Here is a 12,671-nt window from a genome sequence, read left to right on the forward strand (position 1 = left end):
TTTTTATTCGCTACGCAACTGATCGACCTGTCGCCAGACCCGCAGCAGATTGTCGCCCATGACCTTGGCGATATCGGCGTCGCTGATGCCGCGGCGACGCAATTCGTTTGCAAGCTTAGGGTAGTCGGCCACGGTGCGAAGGTCTGTGGGCAAGGCCTCGCCGACGCCGTCGAAATCGCTGCCGATGCCGATATGATCGGCGCCAATCAGACCGATGCCGTAAACAATGTGATCGGCCACTTCGCGCACGGTAGCAGGACTGTAAGGATGCACCGCATCCCATTCGCGATCGAACTCCGCCTCGGTTTTTGGCGGCTTGCGTCCTGCGGCCAGATCGGCAACCACGCCGTCTTTGAATTTCTTTAACTCAATGAAGTAATCGCGCAAACCCAAGGCATCCTTGCGATTGACGAATTGCGTGCCGAACGTGACTTGCACCACGCCGCCCTTGGCTGCGATGGCTTTGGCAATCTCGTCGCTCACGTTGCGCTCAAAACCCGGCGTGAAATGGCGGAAGGCCGAGTGACTGGCGATCACCGGTGCACGGCTCAAGGCGATGGCCTGCAGCGCCGCCTGATCGCTGACATGCGATACATCGACCATGATGCCCAGGCGATTCATGGAATCGACGACTTGCTTGCCGAACGGACTTAGACCGTTCCACTTGCGATCCACCGCATACGAAGAATCGGCGAGGCGATTATTAGCCGAGTGGGCCAGCGTGATGTAACTCACGCCGCGATCGCGAAACACCTTGAGCAAATCGAGGCGATCACCGATTGGCGCTGCATTTTCCATGCCAAAGGTGAGTGCGATGCGTTTGTCGTTGGGGTCGTAATCGCGCGCTGAGCGCAGCACCACGAAGCGATCGGGTGCGCGGTAGGCGAGTGCTTCCATCGCGTCAATCTGCTGATGCGCAGACGCATTGGCCGTGCCCTGTTCGTCCTGCGTCGGAGATGTGTAGATGGACATGAATCCAACCTTCAATCCGCCTTTGGTTGCGGCCGGCGCATCGAAGTCGCGATCGGTAGTGTTCAGCAGATCCTTCCATTCGCGGACCTGTAGCGAAGGCGCATCGATGTGCGTATCGACTACCGGGGGCATGCCGACCGGAGTGGCGGCCAATGCGGCCATTAACAGTGCGGGAAACATCAGAGCGAGGTCCTAGAGTCGGGGCGCGCGTTCGCGTCGTTGCAGAGAGTGTCCGGCCAGCCACAAATTCTGCAGCAGATTGCCGCCGAGCCAGTAGGTGAGTTCATCGGGATGTTGCACTGTCCACAAGGCCAGATCGGCGCGCAGGCCCGGTTTGAGCTGGCCGCGATCGCTGAGTCCCAGTGCCGCCGCTGCGTGCACAGTAGCGCCTTGCAGCGCCTCCAGTGGCGTCATACGGAAGTGGGTGGTGGCCAACTGCATTGCCACGCGCAAAGACAGCAACGGCGAGGTGCCGGGGTTGCAGTCTGTGGAGACGGCCATGCGCACACCGAGCTCGCGCATGCGCGCAATCGGTGGCTGTTTGGTTTCACGCAGGACATGGTAAGCACCCGGCAGCAGCACCGCTACAGTTCCCGTGCGGGCCATCGCCATCAGGCCCTCGTCATTGGTGTATTCAAGGTGATCGGCGGATAGGCCACTGAACTGCGTAACCAGCTCGGCGCCGTGCAGGTCACTCAACTGATCGGCATGCAGTTTGACCGGTAGGCCCAAAGCTTGTGCGGCTTCGAACACGCGACGAGTCTGCTCGGGTGAAAAGCCGATGCCTTCGCAAAAGGCATCAACGGCATCGACCAGTCCCTCGGCATGCAGAATGGGCAGCCATTCGGTCACCCGTTGGATATAGGCATCCGCATCGTTGTCGAACTCGGGCGGTAGCGCATGGGCCGCAAGATAGGTGGTGTGAACGGTTTGTGCGGTCAACGCGCCAATTTGCCGCGCTGTTTGCAGCATGCGTCGCTCGGTGTCCAGGTCCAGCCCGTAACCCGATTTGATCTCGAGCGTGGTGACGCCATCGTGCAGCAAGTCCAGCGCGCGGGGCAGGGATTCGGCGAGCAAGTGATCGGCATCGGCGCCACGCGTATTGCGGACCGAGGAGCGGATACCGCCGCCGGCACGGGCGATTTCCTCGTAGCTGGCGCCATTGAGACGCATGGCAAACTCGTTGGCGCGGTTGCCGCCGAACACCAGATGGGTATGGCAGTCGATCAGTCCGGGCGTCAGGGTGCCTTCGGCATATACAACGTGGTGGGCCAGACGGTCAGGGCTTGCCGGCAAGTCGGCGGCGGGTCCGACGTAGGTCAGCACCCCATCTAGAATGCCGATGGCGCCGTCGGGAATGCAGCCATAATCGGCACTTTCCGTCAGGGTGACCACCGTCGGGCCAATGATGAGTTCATCCCAAAGGGGTTGCGCAGTCTCGGTCATCACTCGATTCTACTGGCAGATCAGGCGACAATAAATCATGAGCACGATTTCACAGCGCGGTATCGCCAATCTGCACTCGCATGCGTTTCAGCGCGCCATGGCCGGATTGGCCGAGCGCCGACTGCATCCGACCGATTCCTTCTGGACCTGGCGCGAGACCATGTACCACATGGCATCCCGTTTCACGCCCGAGGATCTGCACGCCGTCGCCTCGCAACTGTATGTCGAGATGCTGCGGGCCGGATATACCACCGTGTGCGAGTTTCACTATGTCCATCACCGGCCCGATGGCCGCCCGTATGCCAATTCGCTGGCCATGTCAGAGGCCTTGCTGCAGGCGGCACAGGACACCGGCATTCGCCTGACCCTATTGCCGGTGTTGTACATGACCGCGGGCATGGATGGCGCGCCTTTGAGTGAACGTCAACGGCGCTTTGGTCACACCACCGAGTCGTATCTGCGCGACTGGTTTGCCTTGCAGGGGCGTGGCGCGCAACTTGGATGTGCGTTCCACAGCTTGCGTGCCGTGCCTGCTAACGCCATGCGCGATATCTACGAGGCGCTGCCTGCAACGGCACCCTTGCACATCCACATTGCCGAACAAGCGGCCGAGGTGGACAGCGCCATGCAGCACCTGGGCGCACGTCCGGTGCGTTGGTTGCTGGATCAGATGCCGGTCGATTCGCGCTGGACCTTGGTTCATGCCACCCATCTGGACGAAGGCGAGATCCGCGATCTGGCCGCTTCACGTGCCACCGTTGCAATCTGTCCGACGACCGAGGCCAATCTCGGCGATGGCATCTTCGCTGCGGCCGAGTATTTCGAGCAGGGTGGACGTTGGGGTATCGGTTCGGATTCGCACATCTCCGTCTCACCGATCGAGGAGTTGCGCTGGCTCGAGTATGCGCAGCGACTCACCAAACAACGGCGCACGGTGCTGTGCAGCGATGCCGAGCCGCGGAATGCGCAGTTGCTGCTGCAAGGAGTGGCTGAGTCGGCTGCAACGGCCACCGGCTATACGGAGCACGAACTCGCAGCCGATACTGTGGAACTCGATGGTGACAGTGCCATCCTTACCGGTGCGACGGCGCAAGATCTTGCGCAGCGCTGGGTGTTCTCCGGCAACGCCAACATTGTCCGTCACGTCACGGTGAACGGCACACGCGTTATCGAAGAGGGTCGGCATCTGCGCGGCGAGCCGATTCTCGCCGCTTACCGCCAAGTGATGCAGCGTTTACTGGCGTAAGACGCCACGCACCGGAGCCAGATCGCCATCGTTCGGTGCTGCCGGCACCTTGAGTAGGTGCATCATCAGCGGGTAGACATCGACATTGTCAAAGGCAGGGATGACCTTACCCTGCGCAATGTCGGGGCCGATCGCAATAAAGGCGGCGCGCATGTCAGCGGAATACGGATCGAAACCGTGCGAACCGCGCGTCTGAGTCTGGCCCTTAGCTTTGGCAAAGGTATCCGGATATAACGCATCCCAGCCGGTTTGCATCAGACACACAATGGCCGGAATCCGCGCATTGCTGCCGTAGTGAAACTTGGCAGGAATCTTTGACTTATCCCAGCAGGTGTAATGCTCATGCGTGCCCAGCAGGCGCTGACTGGCCTGCGCCTCATAGCCTTGTTTGGGGTTAAAGCCAACGGTTTGGCCGGCCGCAACCACTTCGACCCAATCCGTCGGCACCATGTCCGCAATATTGATTCGTTGCGAAGGCGTGACCGGCGCCATGCCATGGTCGGACACGATGATCACGTTGGTCGTGGCCGCACTGCCATCGCGCTGCATTTGCGCAAACAGATCGCCGATGGCGGTATCCACAGCACGCACGGCACCGGTGGCCTGTTCCGAGAACGGACCGAACGAATGGGCCTCGTGATCGACTTCGTCAAAGTACAAGGTGGCAAAACGCGGACGCGTGTTCATCGGCTCGCGCATCCAACCGGTGACGGTGTTGACGCGTTGAGTATTGGTCACCTTGGCATCAAATACATGCCAGCGCGTAGGGTGCGCGCCGAGAATCGGTGCTTCGCTGCCCGGCCAGAACATGGCGGCCGTCGGGTAACCGGCTTTTTGTACGCCAACCCAAATCGGCTCTCCGCCCCACCAGCGCGGATTCTGCACGGCCTCGCGCTTGCTCAGCGAGAATTTGCCCAGCTCCGGATCGCTCATGTTGTTGTGGACGATGCCGTGGTGATCGGGACGCAGGCCGGTGACCAGGGTGTAGTGATTGGGGAACGTCAGCGACGGGAACGAAGGATTCATCCACTCGGCGCGCACACCGGCGGCGGCCACGCGATCGAGATTCGGCGTATTGCCTTTGCCCAGGTAGTCGGGACGGAAGCCGTCAATGGACACCAGCAGCACGGAATGGGCCGGAGTCGGTGCGGTGGATGGAGCCGGCGTAGTCGCACATGCGGCGAGCGCCAATGTCAGAACGGCCGTCGCGGCCATGCGTAGGATCGAGTTCATAGCCGTAAATAATAACGCCGCTGTGTTGCGGGTTTGAGACCGAGGGCTGAAAGCGGCACAATATGGCTTCCCCGACAGAAAGAGAGACTGGCACGCATGGGCACCCGTTTTGATCCCGACCGCATCATCAGGGCGCCGCATGGCACCGAACTCAGCTGCCAGTCCTGGCTAACCGAGGCTCCGTACCGCATGATCCAGAACAATCTGGATCCGGATGTGGCCGAAAATCCGCAAGCCTTGGTGGTCTACGGCGGTATCGGTCGTGCCGCTCGCGATTGGGAAAGCTTTGACACGATCCTCGAGTGCCTGCAGGGCCTTCGAGATGATCAGACGCTGCTGGTGCAGTCCGGTAAGCCGGTTGGTATTTTCCCCACGCATGTCGATGCGCCGCGCGTGCTGATCGCCAACTCCAATCTGGTGCCGGCATGGGCCAACTGGGAACACTTCAACGAACTCGATCGCAAGGGCCTGATGATGTACGGCCAGATGACGGCGGGTTCGTGGATCTACATCGGCTCGCAAGGCATCGTGCAGGGTACGTATGAAACCTTTGTCGAGATGGGGCGTCAGCACTACAACGGCGATCTGAAGGGCCGCTGGATCCTGACCGCAGGTCTGGGTGGCATGGGCGGCGCTCAACCCTTGGCCGCAACCTTGGCGGGTGCATGCTCGCTCAATATCGAATGTCAGCAAAAGTCCATTGATATGCGTCTGCGCACGCAGTATGTCGATGAGCAAGCCGACGATCTTGACGATGCCCTGGCGCGCATCGCTAAATACACGGCTGCCGGTGAGGCCAAGTCGATTGCCTTGCTCGGTAATGCTGCGGAAATTTTGCCGGAACTCGTGCGTCGCGGCGTGCGCCCCGATGCAGTGACCGATCAGACCTCGGCGCACGATCCGGTGCACGGTTATCTGCCAATCGGCTGGACTGTCGAACAATGGCTCGAACTGCAAAGCACCGACCCCGAGCGCGTGCGCGATGCTGCCAAAAAATCCATGAAGGTTCACGTGCAAGCCATGTTGGATTTTCAGGCGCAGGGCATTCCGACCTTTGACTACGGCAACAACATTCGCCAAATGGCCCAGGACGAAGGCCTGAGCAACGCCTTTGATTTCCCGGGCTTTGTGCCGGCCTATGTGCGCCCCTTGTTCTGCCGCGGTATCGGTCCGTTCCGTTGGGTGGCACTGAGTGGCGATCCGGAAGACATCTACAAGACCGATGCCAAGGTCAAGGAAATCATTGCCGACGATCCGCATCTGCATCGCTGGTTGGACATGGCGCGCGAACGGATCAAGTTCCAGGGTCTGCCGGCGCGTATTTGCTGGGTGGGCCTGGGCCTGCGTCACAAGCTCGGTCTGGCCTTCAACGAAATGGTGCGTAACGGTGAGCTCAAGGCACCGATCGTGATCGGTCGCGATCACCTCGACAGTGGCTCGGTCGCTTCGCCCAACCGCGAAACCGAGGCCATGATGGACGGCAGCGATGCCGTGAGCGACTGGCCGTTGCTCAACGCCATGCTCAATGTGGCCGGTGGCGCTACATGGGTTTCGCTGCATCACGGCGGCGGTGTCGGCATGGGTTACAGCCAGCACAGCGGCGTCGTCATTGTGTGCGATGGCACCGAGGCGGCCGATCGTCGCATCGAGCGCGTGCTGTGGAATGATCCGGGTACGGGCGTGATGCGTCATGCCGATGCCGGTTACGAAATTGCGCAGGATTGCGCTCGCGAGATGGGCCTTGATTTGCCCATGATTGACTGAGCACGACCTTGGACTATATCCACTCGCGGCAGAACCCGGTCGTCAAGCACCTGATCAAACTGGCAGGTACGCATCGCGAGCGTGTGCGTTCCCGACAGGCCGTGATTTCCGGCGCGCATCTGATTGAGGCGGCATTGCAGGCCCGGTTTCCGTTGCGGCATGTGTTCCTACGCGATGGCTCGACCGACGCCGAGGTGCGCGCACTAGCCGAGACTGCAGTCGCAGCCGGTTCGCGCGTCACGACCTTGAGCGGAGAGCTGTTTGATGCCATCGAACAGATGCCTTCACAGACCGGCCTTCTGGCTTTGATTGATTGGCCGGAACGCATGACCTTGGATGCATCGCGTGGTGCGGTTTATCTGGAGAACGTCCAGGACCCCGGCAACGTAGGCAGTATCCTGCGCACGGCTGCGGCGACCGCTACCGGTCAAGTGTGGCTGAGCAAAGGCTGCGCCGATGTCTGGTCGCCCAAGGTGCTGCGTGCCGCCATGGGCGCTCACTTTGTACTCGATCTGATCGAAGACGTCACCATTGCCGATTTGCCTCGGGCCTCCTTAGCAGTCACCACTCTGGAACGCGCTACGTCGCTGTACACTGCCGGGTTGCCTGCCGAAGGCATTCTCGCCTTCGGCGCAGAGGGCGGTGGCGTCAGCGCCGAGCTGCTGGAGCGTGCGGACGTGCGCCTGCACATACCAATGAACGATCGCATCGAGTCACTCAACGTGGCGGCTGCCGCAGCCGTGTGTCTGTTCGAACGACAACGACGTCAACAGCAGGACGGACTCAAATCATGACTGCATTTACCCAACTGGCCTTGCCCGCCGCGCTACTTGAAGCGGTGGAGCTGGCCGGTCTGACGGACATGACGCCGGTGCAGGAACAGGCCCTACCGCCGATTCTGGAAAACCGTGATGTGCTGGCCCTGGCTCCTACCGGCAGCGGCAAGACCGCCGCGTTTGCTCTGGGTCTGTTGCGCGAGATCCAAACCGAACGCATACAGACGCAAGCGCTGGTCCTGTGTCCGACGCGCGAGCTGGCCGATCAGGTCGCCGCACAGATTCGCCGCTTTGGTGTACGTCTGCCCAATCTCAAAGTCCTGCTGCTGACCGGCGGGATGCCAATGGGCCCGCAACTGAGCTCTTTGTCAGTGCACGATCCACACGTGGTCGTCGGCACGCCGGGTCGCATTGTCGATCTGCTGAAAAAGCGTGCCTTGCATCTGCAGAACCTGCGCACCCTGGTTCTCGATGAAGCCGATCGCATGCTCGACATGGGCTTTACCGAATCGCTCGAAGCGATCCTGGCAAAGGTCCCCAAACAGCGCCAGACACTCATGTTCTCGGCCACCATGCCCGAAGCACTTGAGACCATCGCGCGCACGCACATGCAGGAGGCCGTGCGAATTCAGGCCGCCGGTGAAGCCGCGCATGCCGATATTCGCAGCGAGTTCTTCCAGGTGCGCGATGCGGAAAAGGCCATGGCACTGATCCAGGTGTTGCGCGAGCGACGCCCGCAGGCGGCTGTGGTGTTCTGCAATACCCGCAAAGCCTGTGATGCCGTCCAGCAGCAGTTGGATGCGGCCGGATTCAGTGCGCTGGCTCTGCATGGCGATTACGAACAGCGCGATCGCGATGAAGTCCTGATCCGATTTGCCAATGAATCGGCCAATGTGCTCGTCGCCACCGATGTCGCGGCCCGCGGTCTCGATGTGAGCCATGTTGATCTGGTGATCAACTACGATGTGCCGTTCGAACCCGAGGTGCATATCCACCGTGTCGGTCGCACCGGTCGTGCGGGCAAGCAGGGCAACGCCATTACCTTGGTGGGCGATACCGACGGCAACCGTCTGAGTGCCATTGCGGCATTGCTCGGTACCCCCATTGAGCCTAAGACCTTGCGTTCCATGCGTCTGAGCAATGCCGAGAAGCTGTTTGCCCCCATGCGCACGCTGCGCATCGACGGCGGCAAGTCGGACAAGCTCCGCCCCGGCGATATCCTGGGTACGCTGACAGGCGAGGGCGGACTCAAGGCCGAAGCGATCGGCAAGATTGCGATCCGCGCCACGCGTTCGTATGTGGCGATTCGTCGCGGTCAGGCGCAGGCTGCATTGAACTACTTGCGTAACGGCAAGATCAAAGGCCGGAAGTTCCGCGCCGCCTCCCTCGACTGAGAACCGCAATGGCTACCACGAATCCATCCCCCGTCGCCGATAACCGCCTGCTGGATAATGGCGAGCTGCTGTTGCTCGGTGCCATCTGGGGCGCTTCGTTCCTGTTTATGCGAATTTCAGCACCGGAGTTCGGTGCCTTGCCGGTGGCCTTTTTGAGGGTCCTGTTCGGTGCCGCCCTGCTGTTGCCGTTTCTCCTCAAAGCCCGAGCACAGTTCCCCGCAACGCTGTGGCCCAAGCTGTTCGGCATCGGTGCCGTGAACACCGCGATTCCATTTGCTCTGTTTGCGTGGGCGGCGGAGCGGGCCCCGGCCGGTGTCTCGTCCATCGCCAATGCCATGACCGTGCTGTTTACGGCGCTGGCGGGCGTGCTGTTCTTTGGCCAGTCCACTACGCTTAAACGCATGTTGGCGCTACTGCTCGGCTTTGCCGGTGTCATCGTGCTTGCATCCGGCAAGACCGATGGGGCCCACTTCGGTTGGCCGGTCGCTGCCGGTGTAACGGCTGCAGCGCTGTATGGCCTCGGCATCAACTGGGTCAAGCGACATCTCTCGCATCTGCCCTCGGGTGCAGTGGCGTGCGCCACCTTGGTCTGTTCGGCAATCATGCTGGCACCGTTTGCCCTCTGGCAGTGGCCGCAGCATGCGGTCAGTCAGACGGCATGGCTGTCCACAATCGGGTTGGGTTTGCTGTGCTCGGGCATTGCCTTTGTGCTGTATTACCGACTGATTGCCCGCATCGGGGCCTCGCGCGCTTCGACGGTGACGTATCTGATTCCGCTGTTTGCCGTGACCTGGGCGTGGATCTTTCTGCGTGAGCCCTTAACCTGGAGCATGGCGGTGGCCTGCGGCATGATTCTGCTGAGCGTGTTCATCAGTCAGCGGCAAGCGTAGGTTCCGCAGCAGGCAATAAAAAACGGGTGTCGTTATCGACACCCGTTTTTATCTGGAAGAGACAGAACGGCGGACTTAGCGGATCGGCTCGCCGAGCATCAGTTCGCGGACAAAGCGCGGAGCGGGTGCACCGTAGCTCAGGACCTTGTCGTGATACTCCTTGAGCTTGAAGTTCTTGCCCCAGGCCTTTTCGGCCGCCCGACGCATATCGTACTGCTCCTGCACGCCCACAAAATAGGTGGGAAGCTGAGTCGACGACAGTTGGGCACGGACCCACTTGCCGGCGGCCTCTCGCTCCTGCTGGAAGGCACGACGGGTCATCAGATCCATCGCCTGTTCACGCGTCCAGTTGTTGACGTGCACACCCTGATCCAGGATCGAGTTCGAGATGGTGCGCAGGTAGAACTTCAACTGCATCAGGTGGAACAGCGGATCGTTATTGAGATAGCCGGCCTTGCGCATCATGTCTTCGGTGTACACGGCCCAGCCTTCCGCAAACAGACCCGAGCGATTGACGGCACGGATCAGCGACGGATTCTGAGCGGAGAAGGCGCCTTCGAGATAGTGACCCGGCATGGCCTCGTGAATCGAGAGCAGATGGATCATGCGCTTGTTGTATTCGCGCAGAAATGAATCCACTTGCGTGTCCGTCCATTCTTCGGGGATGGGCGAGACGGCGTAGAACGTCTTCTGGGCTTTGTCGAGCGGGCCCGGCGAGTCGGCGTAAGCGACCGCAAAGCCCTGCTGAAATTTCGGCATCAGAATGATTTCGACCGGTGCCTCCGGCATGGTCATCAGATTGTGCGTACGGACAAACTCAGTCGCTTCCTGCAGGGTTTGCTTAGCAAACGGCACCAGGTCGTCGCGTGCGGGCTTGTCGGCATAGGCCAGTTCCAACGCGGCCTCAATGGCCTTTTGCTGTTGGGCCTCGGTCGGCTTGCTGCCCAGGTACAGATCTTTGCGGTCCTTTAGCACCTTCTGCGCAATGCTGTACATGTCCTTGCGTACCCGGGTCATCTCGGCTTCGGCACGACGACCGATTTCCTGACGCGACAACTCGGAGTTCAGCGAGAACTTGAGCTTCTGGTCATACAGCTTGGCACCCAGGCGGAAGTCACCCTTGGCGTTCGGAACCAGCGTGCCATCGAGCCACTTCTGGTGCTCATCCACTGCAACTTTGAGCTTGGCCACCTCATCGTTCATGCGGGCCTGATCCGCTGCGTTGAGTGATGCCATGTTCGGCGTGATGTAGTTGTCGATCAGATCGAGCAGACCCTGATTCTGCCGCGCAACGGTTTCTGCATGAGTCTTCGGCACGCGTGCCGGATCCAGATTTTCGCGGGCTTGTTGCAGAATCTTCGGAATCAGTGCGATACGGGTGATCGCCGACTGCATGCGTTGTTCGATCGGCGCGTAATCGCGAGCCATCAGACCGTAGATGGCACTACCGGCAATGCCGCTGTAAATCTGCGGATCCCAGGCCCAGGCTTGCAGCGTCTCACTCGAAAAGATATTGGAGCGCAGATCGTTCTTGAGGATCAGCGCGTCGACCTGGTCTTCGCGCGAGAGCTTGTTCAACGGCAGTTTGTCGAGTCGGGCCAGCAGGTTCTTGCTAAAGGCCAGGCCCTTGTTGCGACCGGCAGCTGAGAGATCATCAATACGGTCATCGTAACGATGGTCGCCCTGTTGCGTGGCGTTGATCGGGCTCAGCAGCATGGACTGCTCGTACCACTCCTTGGTCAGCGCGTCGAACTGCGATTTCACTTTGCTGTCCACGGTGACCTTGGCAGCTGCAGTCGACTTGGCAGTAGAGGATTTAGCCAGCGCCGTCGCAGGGGTAGCAGTGCCTAGGGCAGCAGCAATCGTGGTGGCCAGCAACAGTTTGGATAAAGACATATTCACTCGTTCTCAGTTGGTGGGGGCGGTGCGGATCGGCACCGTGACATTGCAGATATTGGTATAGCCGGCCGGACGCACGTACCAGGTGTCGCGGCGATTGCGGCGATTCTCGGTCAGTTCGGCAAACGCTGCACTATCCGTACGAAGAACTTGCAGGCGCGGCGCGGACGGATCTTCGGCGGCCAGGCGCACGCGCGTCAGCGGTGCGCGTTGTTCGGCCTTCTCGTAAAAGCCCAAAGGACCGGTGCCGCGGGGCAGGGGCGTAAGAACTTCCATGCCGCTCAACACGCGACCGACGACAGTGATGTTGCGATCGAGATTGCGTGGCGCCTGACCGATCACGACGTAGAGCGAGCTGCCATCGCCACTGTCCGGCGGGTTGCCGCGACCTACACCGACGGCTCCGTAGCAATGGGTCAACCAGGCCGACTGGCCATCGCTGGCGGCGGCAAAGCCTTCGCTGAAACCGCCCAGACGGGCCCAGCCATCGACATCGGGTAGGGCCTTAAAGTCCAGACCTTGCAGCGGACGTTCGTATTCGGCCGGAATCTGATTGTTGACGGTGCCGGTAGAGCGCTTGAGCTTGGGATCTTCGTCGTTCGGATCGCCCCACTGCACGACATAATTCTCGTGCGAGCGCAGGATGGCGAGACCATCCCAGTAGCCGCTACGGGTCAGTGTGCGAATGTTGGCGACGTGCGCAGGCGCGAATGAGGGCGCCAGTTCAATCATCACGGTCTTGCCGGCGACATCCATCAGCATCAGGTTTTCAGGTGAAACCGTGCGCCAATCGGCTGCCGTGGTGGACTTCAGAATCTCATCGGTGCTGCGTTGCGGACCGGTAGACGCAGCGGGCGCGGTTGCAGCAGTTGGGGTGGACAGCGTGGCGCAGGCAGTTAGGCCACCCATCAGCAGGGCGGTGAGCAGGGCGTGATAACGCATGTTCGATGAAGTCCTCGGCGAGCAATCGTTCCAGCCTAACGGATTGAGAGCGATTAATGGAGTGGTGATGACTTCCGGCCTATTCACTATGTTGAACTAAGCACTACTA

Annotated in this window: 10 protein-coding genes; 5 read left to right on the forward strand and 5 right to left on the reverse strand. The window is 60.5% G+C overall.

All coding sequences use genetic code 11. The features are described 5' to 3' along the window. Window positions 1-3 precede the first annotated feature (3 nt). Window positions 4-1,152 carry a dipeptidase gene (locus V3390_RS05715; RefSeq protein WP_331703731.1) on the reverse strand — a complete coding sequence of 383 codons (1,149 nt, stop codon included), beginning with the start codon at window positions 1,150-1,152 and terminating at the stop codon, window positions 4-6. Between the two features lie 12 nt (window positions 1,153-1,164). Next, a complete protein-coding gene (hutI, locus tag V3390_RS05720) occupies window positions 1,165-2,418 on the reverse strand; it encodes an imidazolonepropionase (RefSeq protein ID WP_331703732.1) in 1,254 nt (417 codons plus the stop codon). Window positions 2,419-2,455: 37 nt separating this feature from the next. Between hutI and V3390_RS05725 the strand changes: the two genes are divergently transcribed. Next, window positions 2,456-3,664, forward strand: coding sequence for a formimidoylglutamate deiminase (locus V3390_RS05725; protein ID WP_331703734.1), 1,209 nt, complete (start codon window positions 2,456-2,458; stop codon window positions 3,662-3,664). Here the strand turns inward: V3390_RS05725 and V3390_RS05730 are convergent. Next, window positions 3,653-4,897: an ectonucleotide pyrophosphatase/phosphodiesterase gene (locus tag V3390_RS05730; RefSeq protein WP_331703735.1), complete on the reverse strand. Its 1,245-nt coding sequence runs from the start codon at window positions 4,895-4,897 to the stop codon at window positions 3,653-3,655. The two genes, V3390_RS05725 and V3390_RS05730, sit on opposite strands and share 12 nt — an antisense overlap. Before the next feature lie 96 nt (window positions 4,898-4,993). Between V3390_RS05730 and hutU the strand changes: the two genes are divergently transcribed. From hutU to V3390_RS05750, 4 genes are read left to right on the forward strand one after another with little or no spacing between them, the layout of a single operon-like run. Then, window positions 4,994-6,661, forward strand: a complete 1,668-nt coding sequence (gene hutU / locus V3390_RS05735; protein ID WP_331690084.1) for a urocanate hydratase — start codon at window positions 4,994-4,996, stop codon at window positions 6,659-6,661. A gap of 8 nt (window positions 6,662-6,669) precedes the next feature. Continuing rightward, the gene (locus V3390_RS05740) at window positions 6,670-7,455 is read left to right on the forward strand and encodes a TrmH family RNA methyltransferase (RefSeq protein WP_331690083.1); all 786 of its coding nucleotides are present in this window, start codon (window positions 6,670-6,672) and stop codon (window positions 7,453-7,455) included. Then, entirely contained in the window at window positions 7,452-8,831 is a 1,380-nt protein-coding gene (gene dbpA / locus V3390_RS05745) for an ATP-dependent RNA helicase DbpA (protein ID WP_331703736.1), read from the forward strand. Before V3390_RS05740 ends, dbpA begins: the two co-directional genes overlap by 4 nt. Window positions 8,832-8,839: 8 nt before the next feature. Beyond that, window positions 8,840-9,721, forward strand: a complete 882-nt coding sequence (locus tag V3390_RS05750; protein WP_331703737.1) for a DMT family transporter — start codon at window positions 8,840-8,842, stop codon at window positions 9,719-9,721. A 75-nt stretch (window positions 9,722-9,796) separates the two neighbouring features. On the opposite strand, the gene V3390_RS05755 is transcribed toward V3390_RS05750, so the two are convergent. Beyond that, on the reverse strand, window positions 9,797-11,617 hold the full coding sequence (locus V3390_RS05755; RefSeq protein ID WP_331703738.1) for a DUF885 domain-containing protein: 1,821 nt from the start codon (window positions 11,615-11,617) through the stop codon (window positions 9,797-9,799). Between the two features lie 12 nt (window positions 11,618-11,629). Next, window positions 11,630-12,562 (reverse strand): peptidylprolyl isomerase, encoded by a 933-nt coding sequence (locus V3390_RS05760; protein ID WP_331703739.1) that lies wholly within the window; start codon window positions 12,560-12,562, stop codon window positions 11,630-11,632. Window positions 12,563-12,671: the final 109 nt, after the last annotated feature.

This window comes from Aquilutibacter rugosus (assembly GCF_036541335.1).
GTDB lineage: Bacteria > Pseudomonadota > Gammaproteobacteria > Xanthomonadales > Xanthomonadaceae > Aquilutibacter > Aquilutibacter rugosus.